Raw genomic sequence first — 20,246 nt, 5'->3', positions numbered from 1 at the left:
AACGGACGGTCCCTGACAGGCTAACCCGCGGACGCCGGTTTCCAGCCCAGGGCCGGGCCGAGCCGCTCCGCCATGTCGGTGAGGATCTGCACGTAGTCGTCGTGCCCGAAGGTGAACGGCAGCGCGAACGCCACCTCGTCGATCTCCCGGAACGCGGCGTGCGCCTCGAGCCGCTCGGCGATCTCGGCGGAGGTGCCGACGATGTCGGGCGCGAACATCATCCGGGCCGGGCCCTGCGGGGTCGTCGTCCGCGGGGTGCGCTGCTCGGCGTACGCGGCATACCGGGCGCGCTGCTCGGCGGTGGCCGAGTCGGTGGGGATCACCACCAGGCCCTGCGAGACCCGGGCGCGATCGCCGTCCGGGTGGGCGGCCCGGAAGGCGCGCACGTGCGACAGCTGGATCTCGGCGAAGTCCTCCGACTCCTCGGCCTTGACGACGCTGCTGGTCAGGAAGTTGATCCCGTGCTCGCCGGCCCACCGCGCGGAGCGCAGGCTGCCGCCGCCGTACCACATCCGGGACGCGAGCCCGGGTGAGTGCGGCTGGACCCGGTCGGAGAACTGCTCGAACCCGATCGCTCCGCGCAGGTCGGTCGCCTGCTCACCGCGGACGAAAGCCAGCAGTCTCTCGACCCGGGAATAGCTGAAGTCCTCGGCGGCGGCCGTGTCGGGATAGAGCGCGTCCTTGACCCGGTCGTAGTTCATCGGCGGGCCGACGCTGATGCCCGGATGGAGCCGGCCCCCGGAGAGCAGGTCGACGGTGGCCAGATCCTCGGCGAGGCGCAGCGGGTTCTCCCAGCCGAGCGGGATGACCGCGGTGCCCAGGTCGATCCGGCTGGTCCGCTGCGAGGCGGCGGCCAACACCGCGACCGGCGACGAGATGCCGAACTGCAGGTGCCGGTGGCGCAGCCAGGCGCTGTCGAAGCCGAGCCGCTCGCCCAGCTCGATGATCTCCAGGGTCGACTCGTGACCCCGGCGCGGATCCACCTCGTCGAACAGCCCGATGGTGAGGAAACCCAGCTTGCGCAGCATGTCAGCACCCTATCCCGGAGATGTGAACCACTCGCCGTTCACAAGATCCTTCATGTTTCGCGACGGGTGGCTAGTCTGGGTCGATGTCCCGCCCCCGGACCCGTGCCTACCTGATCGCGGCGGCCGCCGCCGCGGTGCTCGCCGCCGGTGCGGCCGTCGCTGTCGCCCACGACCGCGCCCCCGATCCGGTCGCCGGGCAGTGGGTCGCGCCCGCCGCCGCGGCGCTCCGGCCCTCGCCCACCGCCTCGGCGAAACCGCTGCCCGCCGCGAAGCCGCCGGCCGGCCTCCCGGTGATCGAGTACGCGTCCGGCCCGTCCGGGCTGCCCGCCGACCCGGAGCAGAACTCGACCGTCGCACCGACCCGGGCCCTGCACCCCACCACCAGGATCGCGCTGTACGACGCACCGGGCGGCAAGCCGCGCGCCTACCTCCCGCCCGACATCAGCGGGTTGCGCACCGTCGTCCCGATCGTCGAGCAGCGCGACGGTTGGGTGGCCGTGCTGGTCCCGTCGGTCAACCGGCGGATCGGCTGGGTGCCGGTGGGCTCCGGCGAGACCGTCACGCTGCGCGACCAGCTGGTCGCCCAGCTCTCCGAGCACGCGTTGATCTGGCTGCGCGACGGCCAGGAGCAGCAGCGCTGGACGGTGGCGACCGGGTCGAAGGCGACCCCGACCCCGGTCGGGCGCACCTACGTGATGGGCACGACCCCGTTGAAGGGCGACATCTACCTCAACATGGGCGCGCTGGTGCTCGGCTCGGTGCCGGAGCAGCCGGAGAAGATGGCCGCGGTGTTCCAGCTGGCGCACACCGGCATCCACGCCTGGTACAACAAGTCAGCATTCGGCCACAGCGTGTCGAACGGCTGCCTGCGGATGCCGAAGGCCGCCCAGCAGAAGCTGCTCGACGAGATTCCGCCGGGAACGACCCTGACGGTGCTGTCCTAGCCTGTCGCGGCGCGGGCGCCGGCCGCTGACCGAGCAGGTCGGGCCGCGTCGCACCTGGTCGTGCACCGGCGCGACCTCGTAGCGGCCGGCCGGACGCAGCATCTGTTCCCGAACCAGCACCAGCAGGTCGGGCATCGGCAGGTTCAGGGCGCGGCAGATCGCGGCCAGCACCTCCGAGGAGGCCTCCTTGGTGCCGCGCTCGACCTCGGACAGATACGGCAGCGAGACCCCGGCCGCGGTGGCGACCTCCTTGAGCGTGCGGCCCTGACGCTGGCGCACGCGGCGCAGCACTTCCCCGATGACCCGGCGCAGCAGTGGCATGCCCGTCCCCTCCCCGATGTGTGACGTCCATCCTGCCCTACTGGGCCGCATCGCCGATCGGTGCTACCGTGGGCCCATCCCGGATGCCGGTGGCATTCCCCGCCCGGGTTTTTGTTTCTCCTCCCAGCGTCATGCGCACGCTGGCTTTCCTCAGGCTTCTGCTTCTCACCCACCGCGGCTTCGATGCCCGGCTAGGAGTTTTTCCATGACAGATCTTCGTACCCGGAAACCACCCGTGGCGACCGACGAGACCGTCGCCGTCGACGCCATCCTCGACATCACCGACGACCGTGGCTGGCTACGCGCCGACGGCTACCTGCCCGGCCCGTCCGACCTGCCGGTCGCCGTGCCCGACCTGCGCCGGCTCGGCCTGCGCCGCGGCGACCGGGTCACCGGCTTCGCCCGGATCAGCCGCCCCGGCAAACCGGTCACCCTGCAGCTCACCGCCGTCAACGGCCGCCCGCCCGGCGCCCGCCCCGACTTCTACCAGCTGACCGCCCTCTACCCGCAGCAGCGGCTGCGCCTGGAAACCGACCGGGAGGTGCTCGCGACCCGGGTGATCGACCTGGTGATGCCGATCGGCAAAGGCCAGCGCGCCCTGATCGTCGCGCCGCCCAAGGCCGGCAAGACCACGATCCTGCACCAGATCGCCAACGCGATCACCCGCAACCACCCGGAATGCCACCTGATGGCGGTGCTGGTCGACGAACGCCCGGAGGAGGTCACCGACTGGCAGCGCACCACCAAGGCGGAGATTTGCGCGGCCACCTTCGACCGTCCGCCACAGCACCACACCGCCGTCGCCGAGCTGGCCGTCGAACGCGCGAAACGGCTGGCCGAACTCGGCGAGGACGTCGTCGTCCTGCTCGATTCGATCACCCGCCTGGGCCGCGCCTATAATCTGACCGCCCCGGCCGGCCGCGGACGCACCCTCTCCGGTGGCCTGGACAGCACCGCCCTGCAGCCTCCGAAACGCCTGCTCGGCGCCGCCCGTAACATCGAAGGCGGCGGCTCCCTCACGATCATCGCCACCGCCCTGGTGGAGAACGGCTCCACCCTCGACACCTTCCTCTTCGAGGAGTACAAGGGCACCGGCAACGCTGAGCTGAAACTGGACCGCACCCTCGCCGAATCCCGCGTCTTCCCCGCCATCGACGTGGCCGGCTCCGGCACCCGGCACGACGAGCTGCTGGTGTCCCCCGCCGAGCTGACCGTCCTCGGCCAGCTGCGCCGGGCCCTCACCGGCGCCGACCGTCGCGACACCATGCAGCAGCTGCTCACCCAGCTCGGCACCACCCCCACCAACACCGATCTGCTGCGCCGCGTCGCACACTCCCTGTCCTGACCGCACCGGCAGCGACAAAGCCGCATCGCCCGCCTCCGTCGGGACCCCACCGGCAGCGGCAAAGCGGCGCCGCCCGCCTCCCGTCGAGACCGCACCGGCAGCGGTAAAGCCGCGCCGCCCGCCTCCCGTCGGGACCGCACCGGCAGCGGCAAAGCCGCGCCGCCTGCTCCCTGCCCGGGTGCGCCGCCCGCTCCCTGCCCGGGCCGCGACGGCAGCGATCTCATGAGGACGAAAAGCGGATTGCCGCGGCTGCGGTCCGGGGAACTAGGCTCCTGTCCAGGGAGGTTGGATCCTTGGCGGAGGAACACGACATCGGCGGGTCGACCGTGCGACGGCTGCAGGTCGGGGCGCACCTGCGCGCGTTGCGCCTGGCCGGTGGGCTGAGCCGGGAGAAGGCCGGATATGTCATCCGCGCCTCCGAGTCCAAGATCAGCCGGATGGAGCTGGGCCGGGTCGGGTTCAAGGAACGTGACATCGTCGACCTGCTCAAGCTGTACGGCGTGACCGACCGGAGCGAGCACGAGCGCCTGGTCGCGTTGGCCCGGGAGGCGAGCGCGCCGAGCTGGTGGCATTCCTACGCCGACGTGCTGGACACCTGGTTCCAGAACTATCTGGACCTGGAGCAGGCGGCCGAGCTGATCCGGACGTACGAGGTGCAGTTCGTGCCGGGGCTGCTGCAGACCGACGCGTACGCCCGGGCGGTGATCCGTCTCGGTCACGGCCATGCCGACAGCAGCACGGTCGAGCGCCGCGCCAGCCTCCGGATGCAACGGCAGAAGGTGTTGCGTCGGCCGGACGGGCCGCGCCTGTGGGCGGTTCTCGACGAGGCGGTGCTGCGCCGCCCGATCGGCGGCCGGGCGGTGCTGCGGGAGCAGATCGCCACGCTGATCGAGACCTGCCGCTCGCCGAACGTGCGGCTGCAGGTGGTGCCGTTCGAGTCGGGCGGGCACGCGGCGGCCGGCGGCGCGTTCAGCATTCTGCGCTTCCCGCACGAGGAGCTGCCCGACGTGGTCTACATCGAGCACCTGACCAGCGCCCTCTATCTGGACCGGCGGGACGAGGTCGACCACTACGCGGCCGCGATCGGCCGCCTGTTCATCGAGGCCGAGCCGCCCGCCGAGACCCCGGAGATCCTCACCCGCATCCTGCGCGAGCTGGACACCGGGAAGATCTGAGTCAGAAGCGGATCACCGCGCGGCTCCGGGTCACCAGAGCCACGCTGCAGCGGGCCCGGTGCAGCAGGTGCCGTCCCACCGAGGGCCGCAGCGCCACCCGCAGCGCCCGCCGCGCCCGCGCCCCGGCCACCACCAGCTGCGCGCCCGCCGCGGCCTGCGCCAGCACCTCACCCGGCGACCCGACCACCACTTCGGCGCTGACCGGCACCCGTGGATACCGCCGGCGCCAGCACTCGACCATCGCCTCCAGCCGGCCCCGCTCGTCGGCGATGGCCCGCAGGTTGGTGTCGCACAGCAGGTCGCGCCCGTCCGGCGGGGACCAGCCGTGCACCGCCCGGACCGGCACCCCGCGCACCACCGCCTGCTCGAAGGCGAAGCCGAGCACCGGACCGGCCGCCTCCGAGTCGTCGACCCCGGCCACCACCGGGTCGGTCTCCCGCGGCTCGCCGCGGACCACCACGACCGGGCAGCGGGCGTGCGCGCTGACCGACCCGCTGGTCGAGCCCAGCCAGGCCCGCACCCCGGTCGGCCGCCGGCCGCCGAGTACCACCAGGGACGCCTCGGCCGCGCGCTGGATCAGGGCGACCGCCGCGGTGGCGTGCTCGACCCGGGCGCGCACCGGGACCCCGGGGTGACTGCTCGTCGCGGCGTCCACCGCCCGCCCGAGCATGTCCGCGACGGCCAGGTCGGTGTCGAGGTCGGGGTAGACCGCGGCGGCCGGCATCATCGCCGCGGCCGGCACGTAGCTGGGCCACTCGTACGCGTAGACCAGCTCGACCGGCACGCCGCCGCGTTCGGCCTCGTCCAGCGCCCAGCGGGCCGCTTTGCGGGCCTCGACCGAGCCGTCGTAGCCGACGACGATCCTGCGGGTGTGCACGGCGCCGCCTCCTTCCGCGCTCCTGTCCCGATCGTCGCCGCTGGGCCCCGTCCGGGCAAGACTGTGGGGCCCGTCACATTATTAACTCAAGATTTCGATGTGGACAGCACCTTCGGCACTTCTCCGTCGCGCCGCGGCAGAGATCGGTGACGGGCGGGTTACCGGGATCACTCGTCCGCTGTCCGGGATCGGAAACATGGATTTGATCTACGACCGGTATTTTCCTCGCGCCGCGCCAGGGTCGTCCGGCACTGCCATCCGGCGCCGTTTTCGTCTGAGGAGAATGCCATGGCTGTCAAGGCCGAGTACCTGTGGGTCGACGGAACCCAGCCCACCGCCAAGCTGCGGTCCAAGACCAGGATCCTGGCCGACGGTGCGGAGCCCCCGATCTGGGGTTTCGACGGTTCCAGCACCAACCAGGCGCCCGGTGACAAGTCGGACTGTGTGCTCCGCCCGGTCTTCACCTGTCCGGACCCGATCCGCGGCGGCGACAACATCATCGTGCTGTGCGAGGTCGAGCTGATCGACGGCACCCCGCACCCGACCAACACCCGCGCCGCCTGCGTCGCGTCCGCCGAGAAGTACGCCGACCAGGAGCCGATCTTCGGCATCGAGCAGGAGTACACGTTCTTCAAGGACGGCCGCCCGCTCGGCTTCCCGGCCGGTGGCGGCTTCCCGGCCCCGCAGGGCGGTTACTACTGCGGTGTCGGCGCGGACGAGGTGTTCGGCCGGGACATCGTCGAGGCGCACATGGACGCCTGCCTCACGGCCGGCCTGCACCTGTCCGGCATCAACGCCGAGGTGATGCCGGGTCAGTGGGAGTTCCAGATCGGCCCGGTGGCCGCCCCGCAGGTGGCCGACGAGCTGTGGGTGGCCCGCTGGCTGCTGTACCGCATCGCCGAGGACTTCGGCATCTCCGCCACCCTGGACCCGAAGCCGGTCAAGGGTGACTGGAACGGCGCCGGGGCGCACACCAACTTCTCCACCAACGCGATGCGCGACAACTACGCCGCGATCATCACCGCGGCCGAGTCGCTGGGCAAGCGCCGCCAGGAGCACGTCGACGGTTACGGCGCGGGCATCGAGCACCGCCTGACCGGCCTCCACGAGACCGCACCCTGGACGGAGTACAGCTACGGCGTGTCCGACCGGGGCGCCTCGGTGCGCATCCCGTGGCAGGTGGAGAAGGACGGCAAGGGTTACCTCGAGGACCGCCGCCCGAACGCGAACGTCGACCCGTACGTGGTCACCCGCCTGCTGATCGACACCTGCTGCGCGGCGCTGGCGCAGGCCTGATCGCCCGGCTGGGATGACGCGCGGGCTCCGGTCGTCCGGTGCCCGCGCGTGTTCCTTTCCGGTCCTGGAATACTCCCCGGCGTCCGCGGGTGTCATGATGGGCCGGGCAGGTTTCCCCGGGCAGGGAAAGGTACGGCGGTCGATGGCGAGCTTCGAGGCGAGGACAGCCGCCGCGCCGGACCATGTCACCGTGTTCCTGGCCGGTGACTGTGACCTGGCGGCCCGCGACCGGCTGACCGCCGCGCTGCTCGACGCGGTGCCCCGCGCCGGCGAGGTGTTCGTCGATGTTTCGGGGGTCGGTTTCCTCGATTCGACCGGGGTGCACGCCCTGGTGACCGCCCATCACGCGGCTCGCGGGCGGGGTGGCCGGCTCTATGTCGTCGGCGCCGCCGGCTCGGTCGCCGCGGTGCTGGAAATGACCGGCCTGGACGCGCTTCTGAAAGCGCCCGGGGGTTCGACCGCCGAGGACGGGCGTCGCCATGCCTGACATCGACAGCATGTCCTACACCGAGCCGGACGATCTGCGCACCGTCCGCGTCTTCGTCGCGGAGCGGGCCCGCGCGCTGGGCCTGCCGGCCGCCCGGATCGAGCTGCTCACCCTCGCGGTCAGCGAGCTGACCACGAACACGCTGCAGCACACCGGCGGTGGCGGCCACATCCGGGTGTGGGCCGAGGACGGCCGGCTGGTCTGTGACGTGGTGGACGGCGGCGGCCCGCGCCCGTTCGGCCGCACGATGCCGTCGGCGGAGGCGATCCGCGGCCGCGGTCTGGCCATCGTGGAGCGGGTGTGCGACGCGGTCTACACGACCGCCGTGCCGGGCGGCACCATGGTCCGGATCTGTCTCAATCTCTGACCAGCACAGCGAGGGTGCAGGTGTCGTCGTCGGCGCTCGGCGCGTACAGCAATCGGTGAATGTGCGGCAGCGGGTCGGGACCCGGCGCCGCGGACACCGCGCTGAGACGGTCTCGCACCTCGGTCGTGCGCCGGGTCGCGTCGCCGCGGCGTTCCACCAGCCCGTCGGTGTAGAACAGGATCAGGTCGCCCGGGCGCAGCTCGGCGTCGGCGACCGGGAACTCGGTGTCCGCCTCGGCGCCCAGCAGCAGCCCGGGCGGGCGTTCCAGGTCGACGGCGCGGCCGCCGCGGCCCAGCATCGGGGCCATGTGCCCGGCGCGTGCCCAGGGCAGCCGCCCGGTGCCGGGGTCGTAGACGCCGACCACCGCCGTCCCGGTGATGCCGAGCTGGGCGCACAGCCGGTTCAGGTGCCGCAGCAGCAGTCCGGGGTCGCGGATGCCGACCGAGAGCCAGCCGACCAGGGCGAACCGCAGGTGGGCCATGCCGCTGGCGGCTTCCATGCCGTGTCCGGCGACGTCGCCGACGGCGAGCACGACGCGGCCGTCCGGCAGGGTCTGCGCGCAGTACCAGTCGCCGCCGACCTGGACCGCGCTCTCGGCCGGTTGGTAGCCGACCATCGCTTCGAGGTCGCCGAGCCGGAACGGGCCGGCCGGCACCGGCTGGATCATCTGCTGCAGCTGCCGGGCCAGCCGGTGCTCGGCGAGCGCGGTCAGCTCGCCGACCCGGACCTGGTCGCTGAGCCGCTCGATCTCGGTGCGGGAGGCGACCCGGGCGGTCACGTCCTGCACCACGGCGTAGATCTTCACCGGCCGGCCGGCCGCGTCGTGCGCCAGGTCGGAGAGGATCCGCAGGTGTTTGACGCGGTCGCCGATCCGGAACCGGACGGTCACGTCGGAGGTGGCCCCGACGTCCAGGGTCTGCCAGGCGGCCTCGGCGATCCCCCGGTCCTCGGCCAGCATCGCGGCGGCCTGCTCGACGCGGGACAGCGGGCCGTCGGCCGGGTCCCGCTCGAAGATCCGGTACATCCCCGGGGACCACTCGTTGCCGCCGGTGGCCAGCTCGTGCTCGGCCCAGCCGAGGCTGCCGAGCAGCTCGGTGCTCTCCAGCCGGCGGCGGTGCTCGTCGACCCGGGCCCACCAGACCAGCAGGCCGCCGAGGACCGGGTACACGCTGATCTCGAAGCGGGAGTCGGCGACCACCCCGGGGCGCGACTGCTCGAACCGGAACTCGTCCATGGTGGCGGGCGTGCCGGTGGTCAGCACCTCGACGTAGAGCCGCCACAGTGGTCCGTCCACCATGGACGGATACAGCTCGGCGAGCAGGCCGTCGACGCGTTGCGCGCCCCGGCCGTAGATGTCGTGGATCTGGTCACTGGTCGCGGCGACCCGGAAGTCGATGATCGCGCCGTCCGGCCCGGTGACCGGGACCAGCCAGGTGCAGCCGGCCGGAATCGCGGCGAGGAGTTCCCGGACCACGTCGTCGACGGCCATCCCCGAAGCCTACCGGCAGATCACAGCTTTCCCACCGGACACCGCTTGGCCGATATCCGGCGATAAGCCGTGAAAAGCCCTCTAGCACCACAACGAGATGAGCCGCAGCATCGGCGAGGCGGCCGGCGGCAGCACCAGCATCGCCGGCAGCATCACCGCGGTCGCCAGCGCCGCGCACGCGACCACGTCCGCGCTCGGCGAGGCGGACGCGTCGATGAGCGAGCTGACCCGGGTCGCCGGCGAGCTGCGCGACGTGGTCGCCCGGTTCCGGGTCTGAACGGGTCAGTGCCCGAGCAGCCGCTGCACCCGCTCCAGCAGATCGGCCGGGTCGATCGGCTTGACCAGGTAGTCCTCGGCGCCCACCACGCGTCCCAGGGCGATGTCGTCCGGCTCGGCGCGCCCGCTGATGAAGATCACCGGAATGTGCGCGGTCTCCGGCGACGAGTGCAGCTCGTAGCAGAAGCCCAGCCCGTCGAGGCCCGGCATGCACACGTCGAGCAGCACCAGTGAGGGCCGTTCGCCGACCGCGAGGGCCATCGCGGTGCGGCCGTCCGCGGCGATCAGGGTGCGGTACCCGGCCGCCCGCAGCTTGGTGCCGACCAGGTCGCGGATGCCTTCGTCGTCGTCGGCGATCAGCACGGTCGGCGGCTCGAGAGCGGCCGCCCAGTCACCCATCGGCCAGGTCAGGCCGGCCTCGGCGTCGCTGAACGTCAAGGCCGTGGTCGAGGTGTGCGGCATGCTGTCGGCTCCTTCTGTGCTGGGACCCGTGAGATCGTCCAGCCGGCCCGTCGCGGCAGGAAACCGGTGGGTGCCATCGGGTTGCGAACGCCCCCACAGATTAGGTTAGGGTTACCTAAACCGATCCGGGAGGCGACCTTGACCCCGACCGCTGCGCCATCGACCGAAGCACTCCCGTTCCGCTTCTTCCCGGTCGAGGTCCGCCGGGTCACCCGCCTGAGCCCCAGCTTCCTGCGCGTCACGTTCACCGGCGACGACCTCGACCGGTTCGCCGCCAACGGCCTCGACCAGCGCTGCAAGCTGATCCCCCCGCTGCCCGGCAGCGGCCTCGACCACCTGCCCACCGGCGACGACTGGTTCGCCGCCTGGCGCACCCTGCCCGACGAGCATCGCAACCCGATCCGGACGTACACGGTGCGCGCCGTCCGCCCCCTCCTCGCCGAGGTCGACATCGACATGGTCCTGCACGGCGAGACCGGTCCCGCCTCCCGCTGGGCGGTCACCGCCGCCCCCGGCTCGATCGCCTGCCTGCTCGGCCCGAACGCGGACTTCCCCGGCGTGCACGGCGGCATCGACTTCCACCCGCCGGTCGGCACCAGCCGCGTCCTGCTCGCCGGCGACGAGACGGCCGTCCCCGCGATCGCCGCCATTCTCGCCGCGCTCCCCGCCACCACCTGCGGCGACGCCGTCCTCGAGGTACCGGTCACCGGCGACGAGCTGCCGCTCACCGCGCCGGAGGGCGTGCGGATCACCTGGCTCCCGCGGGACGGCGCCGCCCACGGCGCGAAGCTCGTCCCGGCCGTTCAAGCGGTGATCGGCGTCAATGGCGTCACCGGCGCCGAGCTGGAGGACGTCGACGTCGACGCGGACATGCTCTGGGAGGTGCCGGACGGCTCCGCCGCCACCGACGGCTTCTACGCCTGGCTCGCCGGCGAGGCCGCCGTCATCAGGACGTTGCGCCGCCATCTGGTCACGACCTGCGGCGTCGATCGCCGGGCGGTGGCCTTCATGGGCTACTGGCGTCTCGGCCGGGCAGAATGCTGACCACGAACCGGTGCCGTCGGGTCCAAAATAGAGATGACAGTCGCCACCGGGCTCCCTAGGGTGCCGATCATGACTGCCGAATCCCGGGACCTCATCTGGCGCCCGCTGGCCGTGTCCGACGCCGCGGCGATGGCCGACCTCTTCAACGCGATCGACGACGAGGATCACGTCTGGGGGCAGTACACCGAGCAGGACGCGGCCGAGGAACTGGACTCACCGGTCGACGACCTCCCGACGTCCACGCTGGCGGTGTTCGACGGCGCGACGATGCTCGGCTTCTCCGCGGTCCACTACAAACCGGCAGCCCAGGTCGTCCACCGGGTACACGCGGCCGGCGCCGTCCGACCCACCCATCGCCGTCAGGGCCTCGGGACGAGGCTCATGCAGCACGGACTGGCGACCGCCAAGGCGCTGCACGCACGGCATCACCCCACGCTCCAGCTGGTCGTCGAATCCGTCTACGGCGAGCACGTGCACGGGGCCGTCGCCCTGTACCGCGCGGCGGGCATGACGTCGACGAAGTGGAGCCGGCACATGAGGCATCCGCTCGGCACCGCCATTCCGGACGCCCCCATCCCCGACGGTCTGCACATCGAGAGCTACACGGCGGAGACCGACGAGGAGTTCCGCACGGTCCGCAACGACGCCGCTCAGGCCTTGGGCCGGTCGCCGCTCAGCGCCGAGGAGTGGAAGGTCTGGGCCGTGAACGCGAACTTCCGGCCCGAGTTGAGCTTCCTGCTCCGTGACGTCGAAACCGGGACGGCGGCCGGGATCGTCCTGATCGTCTCGTGGGAGGCGGAAACGGCGGCGACCGGCGTCCGCGACGCGTATTTCCGGGTCATCGCCACGCGGCCCGCGTACGAGGAGCGCGGCGTGGCCGAAGCCCTGATCTCCCACACGCTCCGGGCCGCACAGGACCAGGGCTACGGACGGGCCAGCCTCAGGGGCGACGCGGACAGTTCGAGCAAAGAGTTCACGATGTACGAGAGGGCCGGCTTCATCACCCAGGACACTCAGGTGCACTACTGCATCGAACTCTGACGTGCGCACCGTCGACCTCGGCGCCTCCGGCATCACACCGGTGCAGTGCTGACGTCGTACACCATCGTCGGCGCCCGCCCCCTGTTGTCGGTGCCTCCTGCTACGGTCTCGCCGCTGGATCGAACGCGAGACAGGAGCCACCGATGTCGTTCTTCGCGAACGCCGAGACCTTCGCCGGCCAGGTCGTCGCCGACTACCCGGGCGGCCGACCGGACGCCACCGCCTGGTCCGTCGCCTGGCACGACGACGAGATGGACCAGGAGGGCGTGCTCTCCGACGGCTTCCGCGACATGTTCGAGGGCTTCGTCGCCGACCGGGGCGCCACCACCGAGACGCTGGTCATCGGCGCCTGGGGCTATGCGGCGTTCCGCCCGGCCCCGATCCGGCAGCTGGTCGACGCCGCCCCGCGCCTGCCCCGGCTGCGCGCGCTGTTCCTCGGCGACATCACCGGCGACGAGTGCGAGGTCTCCTGGATGAAGGTGGGCGACGTCAGCCCGCTGCTCACCGCGTTCCCCGCGCTGCGGGCCCTGCAGGTGCGCGGCGGTGAGGACTTCCGGTTCTCCCCGGTGCGCAACGACAGCCTGCGCCGCCTGGTCGTGGAGAGCGGCGGCCTGGGCTCCGCCTTCACCACCGCCGTGCTCGCCTCCTCGTTCCCCGAGCTCACCGACCTGGAGCTGTGGTTGGGCACCAGCGAGTACGGCGGTGACACCAGCCTCGCCGACCTGCGCCCGCTGCTCGACGGCACGCTGTTCCCGCGGCTGCGCCGGCTCGGGCTGCGCAACGCCGAGTCCGCCGACGAGATCGCGGTCGCGCTCGCCCAGGCGCCGGTCGTCGCCCGGCTGGAGTCGCTCGACCTGTCGATGGGCACGCTCGGCGACACCGGCGCCACCGCGCTGCTGGCCGGCCAGCCGCTCACCCATCTGCGCCGGCTCGACCTGCGCCACCACTACATGTCCGCGGAGGTCGCCGCCGCCGTGGTCGGCGCCCTGCCCGGCGTCGAGGTGGACATCGACGACCCGCAGGAGGACGACGTCTTCGACGACGTCGCCTACCGGTACACCGCGGTCTCGGAGTGACATGCGCACCCTGATCGGCAGCCACGACATCCTGATGGTCACCCTGGACACGCTGCGCTACGACGTGGCCGCCGAGCTGGCCGCGACCGGGCGCACCCCGCACCTGTCCCGGGTGCTGCCCGGCGGCCGATGGGAACGGCGCCAGTCGCCGGCGAGCTTCACCTACGCCGCGCACCACGCGTTCTTCGCCGGTTTCCTGCCCACCCCCGGGCCCCGACTCTTCGCGGCCGCCTTCCCCGGCAGCGCGAGCACCGGGCCGGACACCTGGGTCTTCGACGTGCCCGACCTGCCCACCGCGCTCGCCCGGCACGGCTATCACACGCTCTGCCTGGGCGGCGTCGGCTTCTTCAACCGGCGCACCGCACTCGGCTCGGTGCTGCCCGGGCTGTTCACCGAGGCGCACTGGGAGCCGTCGTTCGGGGTGACCGCTCCCGACTGCCTCGGCGCTCAGCTCGACCGGCTCGCGATCTCGCTGGCCGCGGTCCCGCCCGGGCAGCCGGTCTTCACGTTCCTCAACGTCGCCGCGATGCACCAACCGAACCGGCACTACGCCGGGCTCGCGGAGGACACCGTGGTCAGCCACGGTGCCGCGCTCGAATACGTCGACGGGCTGCTGCCCCGGCTGTTCGCGCTGGTGCGGGGACGCGGACGGCCGGTGTTCACCATCCTCTGCTCCGACCACGGCACGGCGTACGGCGAGGACGGCCACACCGGTCACCGCATCGGTCACGAGGTGGTGTGGACGGTGCCGTACGCGGACTTCACCCTCCCGGCGGCGTCATGATCGACGGCTCGCCCTACCAGGGCTACCTGTACGCGTATCCGCACAAGACGTCGTACCGCCCGCTCGACCCGCGCCCCGCGCTCGCCGACGTCTGGCGCGACGAGCCGCGCGACGCCCTCTTCCTCTACGTGCACGTGCCGTTCTGCGAGATGCGCTGCGGCTTCTGCAACCTGTTCACCCGCACCGGCGCCCCCGCCGAGCAGGTCACCGCGTATCTGCGGCAGCTGCGCCACCAGGCGTCCCGGGTCGCGCTCGACGGCGCCGTGTTCGCCCGCGCCGCGATCGGCGGTGGCACCCCGACCTATCTGGAGGCGGACGAGCTCGCCGCGCTCTTCGACATCTGCACCACGGTGATGGGCGCCCGGCTGCCCGGCATCCCGCTGTCGGTGGAGACGTCACCGGCCACCGCCACCCCCGACCGTCTGGCGGTGCTCACCGGGTACGGCACCACCCGGGTCAGCATCGGTGTGCAGAGCTTCCTGGACGCCGAGGCCCACGCGGCCGGCCGCCCGCAACGCCGCGCCGACGTCGAACGCGCCCTCGCCGCGATCCGCGACGCCCGGGTCCCGGTCCTCAACCTGGACCTGATCTACGGCATCGACGGCCAGACCGCCGACACGTGGCGGCAGAGTTTGGACGCGGCGCTCGCCTGGCGCCCCGAGGAGATCTTCCTCTATCCGCTCTACGTCCGCCCGCTGACCGGCCTGGGCCGGCGCGCGGCCACCCGCGACGACTGGGACGCCCAGCGGCTGGCCCTCTACCGCCAGGGCCGCGACACACTCCTCGCGGCCGGCTACCGGCAGGAGTCGATGCGGCAGTTCCGCCTCCCGGCCGCCGCCGACGACGGCCCCGACTACTCCTGCCAGGACGACGGCATGATCGGCCTCGGCTGCGGCGCCCGCTCCTACACCCGCGACCTGCATTACTCGTTCGACTACGCGGTCTCGGTCACCGAGGTCCGCGCGGTCCTCGATGACTACCTGTCCCGTCCACCCGCCGACTTCGCCTACGCCGAGGTCGGCTTCGCCCTCTCCCCCGCCGAGCAACGCCGCCGTTGGCTGATCAAATCCCTGCTCCGCGCCGACGGCGTCGACATCTCCGCCTACCGTCGACGCTTCGGCGCCGACCCGGTCGCCGACTTCCCCCAGCTCGCTGTCCTGTCCGACACCGGCCTCACCCACCCCGGCACCCTCCGTCTCACCCCGGCCGGCCTGGAACGCTCCGACGCCATCGGCCCATGGCTCACCTCAGCCCAGGTCCGCACCGCCATGGCCGGATACCACCTCCGATGACGGCACCTCCCCGAGCATCGGGCCTCGTCCGTCCGCCAGCAGCCGGCCGCTCCCCCGCCCCGGCACCGGAGGCTGTCCCGCCAACCCGCGACGCCGCCCCTTTCCCGGGCCTCGACGGCGCTCCTCCTCCGAGCGCCGGGGCCGCTCCTTCCCCGGCGTCCGGGGGTGATCCTTCTGCGTCGCTCGGGCTTGCGTCTGCGCCGGCTGCGGCGTCCGGCCTGCCATCCGCACCGGCCGCGGCACCCCGCCTGCCATCCGCACCGGCCGCGGCACCCCGCCTGCCATCCGCATCTGCTGTGGCGGCCGGTTCCGCGCCGGTCACTCTGCTGCCGCTGCCCACCGTGCGACGACCGGCGGAGCCGGCCGGGGATCTCGCGCCGTTGCCGCCAACCCTGACCGTGCTCTACCGCGGGCCGCTGGCCAGCTGCAACTACGACTGCCCGTACTGCCCTTTCGCCAAGCACCACGACCCACCGGCCCTGCTGCGTCGGGACCGCACCGCCCTGGAACGTTTCACAGCCTGGGCCGCCGCCACCACCGAGACCCGCCTGTCGATCCTGTTCACCCCGTGGGGCGAGGCGCTGACCCGTAGCTGGTACCGGGACACGATGATCACCCTCTCCCACCTGCCGCACGTCGACCGAGTGGCGATCCAGACCAATCTGGCCGCCCGCCCCGACTGGCTGACCGCCGCCAAGCCCGATGCCCTGGCCCTCTGGACCACCTACCACCCCGGCCAGGTAACCCGCGCCCGCTTCCTGTCCCGCTGCACCAGCCTGCTGCGCCTGGGTATCCGCTTCTCGGTCGGCATAGTGGGATTCCCGGAGCACCTCACCGAGGCCCGAGCCTTGAGAGCCGCTCTCCCCCCGGAGATCTACCTGTGGGTGAACGCGGCCGAGGGAAAGCACTACACCCCGGACGAGGAGGCCGACTGGACGGCGATTGACCCGCTCTTCGGCTACAGCGTCCGCCCCCACGCCTCCCTGAACCAACCCTGCCACACCGGCGAATCCGTCATCTCGGTCCTGGGCGACGGCACCGTCCGCCGCTGCCACTTCATCACAACCCCGATCGGCAACCTGTACGACAATTCCTGGCGCGCCGCCCTCCGCCCCCGCCCCTGCACCACCACGATCTGCGACTGCCACATCGGCTACGTCCATTTGAAGCCCTTGGACCTGCACACCACCTTCGCCGGCGGCCTCCTGGAACGCATCCCCGCCACCTGGCCCGCCGCCCCGACAACAAACAACGCCGGGCACCCCCGCCGCCCGAACTAGGCACCCCTCGGGCGGAGAATGAGGCACGCCGCGCGTTGAGGAAGCGCACCTCGAACCCACAGCGAGGGCCGCCGCCTGAACAACGCGTCCCTCCCGCGGGGCCGTGGGGCGCCGCCGCCTGGACACGGCCCCTTCCGCGCGGCAGTGCGAGGCGCCGTCGCCTGGATAAAGCAACCCTCCCGCGCGGCAGCGAGAGGCGCCGCCGCCTGAACGAAGCGCCTCTCCCCGGGCAGTGCGGGGCGCCGCCGCCTGAACGAAGCGCCTCTCCCCGGGCAGTGCGGGGCGCCGCCGCCTGAACGAAGCGCCTCTCCCCGGGCAGTGCGGGGCGCCGCCGCCTGGAGGAGGCGACGGCGCCGGCCGGTGCGAAAGATCAGCGGCTGAGGAATCCCGGCCGCCAGGCGGAACGCCGCGGCTTGGCCGCCCGCTTCCGGAGAATCGCGGTCGCCGCCGCAGCAGCCGCGGCGAGGGCAAGCACCGTGGCGGCCAAGGGTTTGCGATGGGTAGTGGCCGCCTGAGCAGGCCGGGACGTGCGAACCGCAGTCACCGCCCGGCGAACCTTGGACGGACTGGACTCCGACTCCGCCGAATCATACGAGTCACGAACCTTGTCGGGCGCGTTCGTTGTCATCGCTCACCTCTCCTAAGTGGTGGATAGGGCCGCTATGCCGCACTTATGCCCCTTCAACCCCCGCTCTCAATCCCCTCTGTCACCGAACCTAACCGCACAGTCACCCCAACGTTGTCCCCCATGCGACAGATCCCCCGACATCACCCCACAACCACCAAACCCGCCATGCGATTCGCGGTAGTCGCCGCACCCGGCCGACGATGACCTCCGCCCTGCCGTAGAGCCCTACTGAACAGGCCGAACATGCACGCGTGACCACGCAGCCACAGTCGACGGCGACGGCCGGGGAGGAGAGCGGACGCAAGGCGTACACCGGTAGGGCTTGACTTTGGGGCTGCCTTTTCGGCATAGAAGTCAGGAGGGATAGAGGGGAGCACGGGGGCCGAACACCACAAGGAGAGCCCATGCGGATCAGTGACATCCTGCGCGTCAAAGGCACCGGAGTAGTGACAGTCCCACCCGACCTCTCCGTGGAGGGCTTGATCGCCAAGCTGGCCCACCACAGGATCGGCGCCGCGATCGTCTCCCGGGACGGCACCGCGGTAGCCGGCATCGTCAGCGAACGAGACATAGTCCGGGCCTTGGCCAGCCACGGCCCGTCAGTCCTGACCGACCCGGTCAGCTCCATCCAGACCACCCAGGTCCGAACCGTCTCCCCGGACGCCCAACTGGAGGATGTCGAACGCCTGATGACCGACAACCGTTTCCGCCACGTCCCGGTCGTCCAGAACGGGCACCTAACCGGAATAGTCTCCATCGGCGACGTGGTCAAAAATCGAATCGACGAGCTCGAAACCGAACGCACCACCCTCGCCGATTACATAACCGGCGATCGGACCTGACGCCCTGGCCGGCCACACCCAACACCACAAACCAAGCCCCGGGCGCCCACCTCCCGAACCGGAGGCCGACCCCAGCCACCACCACCCACCTGCTGAGGCGAAGACCGCGACCGCAGCCGCCACGGCCCGACAACCTCGCGCCACCCCGAACAAGCACACAAGAAAGGCCCACCCGGATCCCGGAATGGGCCTGAAAAGACAAAAAGAAACGCCCACCCGTTCCCGGGTGGGCGTTTCTTCAAGTTGAGTCCGGCGGCGTCCTACTCTCCCACACCCTCCCGAGTGCAGTACCATCGGCGCTGGAGGGCTTAGCTACCGGGTTCGGAATGTAACCGGGCGTTTCCCCTCCGCTATGACCACCGAAACAGCCATCAGCAGAACAAACCAGCAACCCGGCACTCTTGAACCGGGGTGGTTGTTCGTTTGCTGTGAATCACACAGTGGACGCAAGCAGAAAATTTAGGGTGGTTAAGCCCTCGGCCTATTAGTACCGGTCAACTCAACACGTTACCGTGCTTACATCTCCGGCCTATCAACCCAGTAGTCTAGCTGGGAGCCTTACCCACTCAAGGTGGTGGGATACCTCATCTCGAAGCGAGCTTCCCGCTTAGATGCTTTCAGCGGTTATCCCTTCCGAACGTAGCCAACCAGCCGTGCTCTTGGCAGAACAACTGGCACACCAGAGGTTCGTCCGTCCCGGTCCTCTCGTACTAGGGACAGCCCTTCTCAAGTATCCAACGCGCACGGCGGATAGGGACCGAACTGTCTCACGACGTTCTAAACCCAGCTCGCGTACCGCTTTAATGGGCGAACAGCCCAACCCTTGGGACCTGCTACAGCCCCAGGATGCGACGAGCCGACATCGAGGTGCCAAACCATCCCGTCGATATGGACTCTTGGGGAAGATCAGCCTGTTATCCCCGGGGTACCTTTTATCCGTTGAGCGACACCGCTTCCACACGCAAGTGCCGGATCACTAGTCCCGACTTTCGTCCCTGCTCGACCCGTCAGTCTCACAGTCAAGCTCCCTTATGCACTTACACTCAACACCTGATTGCCAACCAGGCTGAGGGAACCTTTGGGCGCCTCCGTTACCCTTTAGGAGGCAACCGCCCCAGTTAAACTACCCACCAGACACTGTCCCTCGACCCGATCAGGGCCGCAAGTTAGATACCCAAACCCAACAGAGTGGTATTTCAACAATGACTCCACCCGAACTGGCGTCCGAGCTTCACAGTCTCCCACCTATCCTACACAATCGAATTCAGATACCAATGTCAAGCTATAGTAAAGGTCCCGGGGTCTTTCCGTCCTGCCGCGCGTAACGAGCATCTTTACTCGTACTGCAATTTCGCCGGGCCTGTGGTTGAGACAGTGGGGAAGTCGTTACGCCATTCGTGCAGGTCGGAACTTACCCGACAAGGAATTTCGCTACCTTAGGATGGTTATAGTTACCACCGCCGTTTACTGGCGCTTAAGTTCTCCGCTTCGCCCCGAAGAGCTAACAGGTCCCCTTAACGTTCCAGCACCGGGCAGGCGTCAGTCCATATACATCGTCTTACGACTTCGCATGGACCTGTGTTTTTAGTAAACAGTCGCTTCCCCCTGCTCTCTGCGGCCATACCACGCTCCACCAGCAAGTGGCTTCACGCGTCCGGCCCCCCTTCTCCCTAAGTTACGGGGGCAATTTGCCGAGTTCCTTAACCACAGTTCACCCGTCGCCTCGGTATTCTCTACCTGACCACCTGTGTCGGTTTAGGGTACGGGCCGCTCGAAACATCGCTAGAGGCTTTTCTCGGCAGCATAGGATCAATGACTTCACCAGAACGGCTCGGCATCACGTCTCAGCCTACATGCACCGCGGATTTGCCTACGGTACGGCCTACACGCTTACCCCGGCACAACCACCGGCCGGGATCATCTACCTTCCTGCGTCACCCCATCACTAAACTACTACCACCCAAGGTCCTAGTCTCCCGCATCGCCGGCCGAAGCCATTGAATTGATCAAGTAGTTAGTACAGATGGGTTCGTCTTGGGCGTTTCTTTGCGGGTACGGGAATATCAACCCGTTATCCATCGACTACGCCTCTCGGCCTCGCCTTAGGCCCCGACTCACCCAGGGCGGATTAGCCTGGCCCTGGAACCCTTGGTCATCCGGCGGAAGGGGTTCTCACCCTTCATTCGCTACTC

17 protein-coding genes, 2 rRNA genes and 2 pseudogenes (1 of these 21 cut by a window edge) are annotated in these 20,246 nt (G+C 70.3%); 14 read left to right on the top strand and 7 right to left on the bottom strand.

Going from position 1 to position 20,246, the window contains the following annotated elements:
* Positions 1-20: 20 nt before the first annotated feature.
* Positions 21-1,028, bottom strand: a complete 1,008-nt coding sequence (locus ACSP50_RS11605; protein WP_014689377.1) for an LLM class flavin-dependent oxidoreductase — start codon at positions 1,026-1,028, stop codon at positions 21-23.
* 83 nt (positions 1,029-1,111) lie between these two features.
* Between ACSP50_RS11605 and ACSP50_RS11600 the strand changes: the two genes are divergently transcribed.
* Entirely contained in the window at positions 1,112-1,972 is an 861-nt protein-coding gene (locus tag ACSP50_RS11600) for a L,D-transpeptidase (RefSeq protein WP_014689376.1), read from the top strand.
* 140 nt (positions 1,973-2,112) lie between these two features.
* On the opposite strand, the pseudogene ACSP50_RS43870 reads toward ACSP50_RS11600, so the two are convergent.
* Positions 2,113-2,293, bottom strand: a pseudogene (locus ACSP50_RS43870) (helix-turn-helix domain-containing protein); the annotation flags it as partial.
* Between the two features lie 223 nt (positions 2,294-2,516).
* Here ACSP50_RS43870 and rho point away from each other — a divergent pair.
* Together rho and ACSP50_RS11585 are read left to right on the top strand one after the other, a co-directional pair.
* Positions 2,517-3,638 (top strand): annotated as a pseudogene (gene rho / locus ACSP50_RS11590) (transcription termination factor Rho); the annotation flags it as partial.
* A gap of 293 nt (positions 3,639-3,931) precedes the next feature.
* On the top strand, positions 3,932-4,813 hold the full coding sequence (locus ACSP50_RS11585; RefSeq protein WP_014689373.1) for a helix-turn-helix transcriptional regulator: 882 nt from the start codon (positions 3,932-3,934) through the stop codon (positions 4,811-4,813).
* Position 4,814: 1 nt separating this feature from the next.
* Here the strand turns inward: ACSP50_RS11585 and ACSP50_RS11580 are convergent, their stop codons facing one another.
* On the bottom strand, positions 4,815-5,690 hold the full coding sequence (locus ACSP50_RS11580) for a universal stress protein (RefSeq protein WP_014689372.1): 876 nt from the start codon (positions 5,688-5,690) through the stop codon (positions 4,815-4,817).
* Positions 5,691-5,978: 288 nt separating this feature from the next.
* Between ACSP50_RS11580 and glnII the strand changes: the two genes are divergently transcribed.
* From glnII to ACSP50_RS11565, 3 genes are all read left to right on the top strand, one after another.
* On the top strand, positions 5,979-6,986 hold the full coding sequence (glnII, locus tag ACSP50_RS11575) for a glutamine synthetase (RefSeq protein WP_014689371.1): 1,008 nt from the start codon (positions 5,979-5,981) through the stop codon (positions 6,984-6,986).
* 142 nt (positions 6,987-7,128) lie between these two features.
* Positions 7,129-7,473, top strand: coding sequence for an STAS domain-containing protein (locus ACSP50_RS11570; protein WP_014689370.1), 345 nt, complete (start codon positions 7,129-7,131; stop codon positions 7,471-7,473).
* Complete coding sequence (locus ACSP50_RS11565) at positions 7,466-7,840, top strand: ATP-binding protein (protein WP_014689369.1); 375 nt, start codon at positions 7,466-7,468, stop codon at positions 7,838-7,840. The genes ACSP50_RS11570 and ACSP50_RS11565 overlap by 8 nt, the downstream gene beginning before the upstream one ends.
* Here the strand turns inward: ACSP50_RS11565 and ACSP50_RS11560 are convergent.
* Positions 7,830-9,329, bottom strand: a complete 1,500-nt coding sequence (locus tag ACSP50_RS11560) for a PP2C family protein-serine/threonine phosphatase (protein WP_014689368.1) — start codon at positions 9,327-9,329, stop codon at positions 7,830-7,832. The two genes, ACSP50_RS11565 and ACSP50_RS11560, sit on opposite strands and share 11 nt — an antisense overlap.
* 97 nt (positions 9,330-9,426) lie before the next feature.
* On the opposite strand from ACSP50_RS11560, the gene ACSP50_RS11555 reads away from it, so the two are divergent.
* Complete coding sequence (locus ACSP50_RS11555) at positions 9,427-9,606, top strand: hypothetical protein (RefSeq protein WP_014689367.1); 180 nt, start codon at positions 9,427-9,429, stop codon at positions 9,604-9,606.
* Positions 9,607-9,611: 5 nt separating this feature from the next.
* On the opposite strand, the gene ACSP50_RS11550 is transcribed toward ACSP50_RS11555, so the two are convergent.
* Positions 9,612-10,067, bottom strand: coding sequence for a PleD family two-component system response regulator (locus ACSP50_RS11550; RefSeq protein ID WP_014689366.1), 456 nt, complete (start codon positions 10,065-10,067; stop codon positions 9,612-9,614).
* Positions 10,068-10,205: 138 nt separating this feature from the next.
* Between ACSP50_RS11550 and ACSP50_RS11545 the strand changes: the two genes are divergently transcribed.
* From ACSP50_RS11545 to ACSP50_RS11515, 7 genes are all read left to right on the top strand, one after another.
* Positions 10,206-11,111 carry a siderophore-interacting protein gene (locus ACSP50_RS11545; protein ID WP_014689365.1) on the top strand — a complete coding sequence of 302 codons (906 nt, stop codon included), beginning with the start codon at positions 10,206-10,208 and terminating at the stop codon, positions 11,109-11,111.
* A 69-nt stretch (positions 11,112-11,180) separates the two neighbouring features.
* A complete protein-coding gene (locus ACSP50_RS11540; RefSeq protein WP_043513971.1) occupies positions 11,181-12,152 on the top strand; it encodes a GNAT family N-acetyltransferase in 972 nt (323 codons plus the stop codon).
* Positions 12,153-12,295: 143 nt separating this feature from the next.
* Positions 12,296-13,228 (top strand): STM4015 family protein, encoded by a 933-nt coding sequence (locus ACSP50_RS11535; RefSeq protein WP_014689363.1) that lies wholly within the window; start codon positions 12,296-12,298, stop codon positions 13,226-13,228.
* 1 nt (position 13,229) lies between these two features.
* Complete coding sequence (locus ACSP50_RS11530) at positions 13,230-14,012, top strand: STM4013/SEN3800 family hydrolase (RefSeq protein WP_014689362.1); 783 nt, start codon at positions 13,230-13,232, stop codon at positions 14,010-14,012.
* Positions 14,009-15,304: an STM4012 family radical SAM protein gene (locus ACSP50_RS11525; RefSeq protein WP_014689361.1), complete on the top strand. Its 1,296-nt coding sequence runs from the start codon at positions 14,009-14,011 to the stop codon at positions 15,302-15,304. Before ACSP50_RS11530 ends, ACSP50_RS11525 begins: the two co-directional genes overlap by 4 nt.
* A gap of 296 nt (positions 15,305-15,600) precedes the next feature.
* Entirely contained in the window at positions 15,601-16,584 is a 984-nt protein-coding gene (locus ACSP50_RS11520; RefSeq protein ID WP_014689360.1) for an STM4011 family radical SAM protein, read from the top strand.
* A gap of 1,032 nt (positions 16,585-17,616) precedes the next feature.
* Positions 17,617-18,054 carry a CBS domain-containing protein gene (locus ACSP50_RS11515; RefSeq protein ID WP_014689358.1) on the top strand — a complete coding sequence of 146 codons (438 nt, stop codon included), beginning with the start codon at positions 17,617-17,619 and terminating at the stop codon, positions 18,052-18,054.
* A gap of 247 nt (positions 18,055-18,301) precedes the next feature.
* Here ACSP50_RS11515 and rrf read toward each other — a convergent pair.
* Both rrf and ACSP50_RS11505 read right to left on the bottom strand, forming a co-directional pair.
* Positions 18,302-18,418: ribosomal RNA gene (gene rrf, locus ACSP50_RS11510) — 5S ribosomal RNA — on the bottom strand.
* Between the two features lie 100 nt (positions 18,419-18,518).
* Positions 18,519-20,246, bottom strand: a 23S ribosomal RNA gene (locus ACSP50_RS11505) (it continues 1,346 nt past the right edge of the window).

It is taken from the genome of Actinoplanes sp. SE50/110, from assembly GCF_900119315.1.
GTDB lineage: Bacteria > Actinomycetota > Actinomycetes > Mycobacteriales > Micromonosporaceae > Actinoplanes.
The sequence above is the reverse complement of the archived record's forward strand: the minus strand, read 5'-3'. Positions and strand labels throughout refer to the sequence as shown.

Excerpts from the sequence above, each read along its gene's own strand:
- ACSP50_RS11605 (WP_014689377.1), bottom strand. The coding sequence starts at position 1,028 with ATGCTGCGCAAGCTGGGTTTCCTCACCATCGGGCTGTTCGACGAGGTG.
- ACSP50_RS11600 (WP_014689376.1), top strand. The coding sequence starts at position 1,112 with ATGTCCCGCCCCCGGACCCGTGCCTACCTGATCGCGGCGGCCGCCGCC.
- glnII (WP_014689371.1), top strand. The coding sequence starts at position 5,979 with ATGGCTGTCAAGGCCGAGTACCTGTGGGTCGACGGAACCCAGCCCACC.
- ACSP50_RS11570 (WP_014689370.1), top strand. The coding sequence starts at position 7,129 with ATGGCGAGCTTCGAGGCGAGGACAGCCGCCGCGCCGGACCATGTCACC.
- ACSP50_RS11565 (WP_014689369.1), top strand. The coding sequence starts at position 7,466 with ATGCCTGACATCGACAGCATGTCCTACACCGAGCCGGACGATCTGCGC.
- ACSP50_RS11560 (WP_014689368.1), bottom strand. The coding sequence starts at position 9,329 with ATGGCCGTCGACGACGTGGTCCGGGAACTCCTCGCCGCGATTCCGGCC.
- ACSP50_RS11555 (WP_014689367.1), top strand. The coding sequence starts at position 9,427 with ATGAGCCGCAGCATCGGCGAGGCGGCCGGCGGCAGCACCAGCATCGCC.
- ACSP50_RS11550 (WP_014689366.1), bottom strand. The coding sequence starts at position 10,067 with ATGCCGCACACCTCGACCACGGCCTTGACGTTCAGCGACGCCGAGGCC.
- ACSP50_RS11540 (WP_043513971.1), top strand. The coding sequence starts at position 11,181 with ATGACTGCCGAATCCCGGGACCTCATCTGGCGCCCGCTGGCCGTGTCC.
- ACSP50_RS11535 (WP_014689363.1), top strand. The coding sequence starts at position 12,296 with ATGTCGTTCTTCGCGAACGCCGAGACCTTCGCCGGCCAGGTCGTCGCC.
- ACSP50_RS11530 (WP_014689362.1), top strand. The coding sequence starts at position 13,230 with ATGCGCACCCTGATCGGCAGCCACGACATCCTGATGGTCACCCTGGAC.
- ACSP50_RS11525 (WP_014689361.1), top strand. The coding sequence starts at position 14,009 with ATGATCGACGGCTCGCCCTACCAGGGCTACCTGTACGCGTATCCGCAC.
- ACSP50_RS11515 (WP_014689358.1), top strand. The coding sequence starts at position 17,617 with ATGCGGATCAGTGACATCCTGCGCGTCAAAGGCACCGGAGTAGTGACA.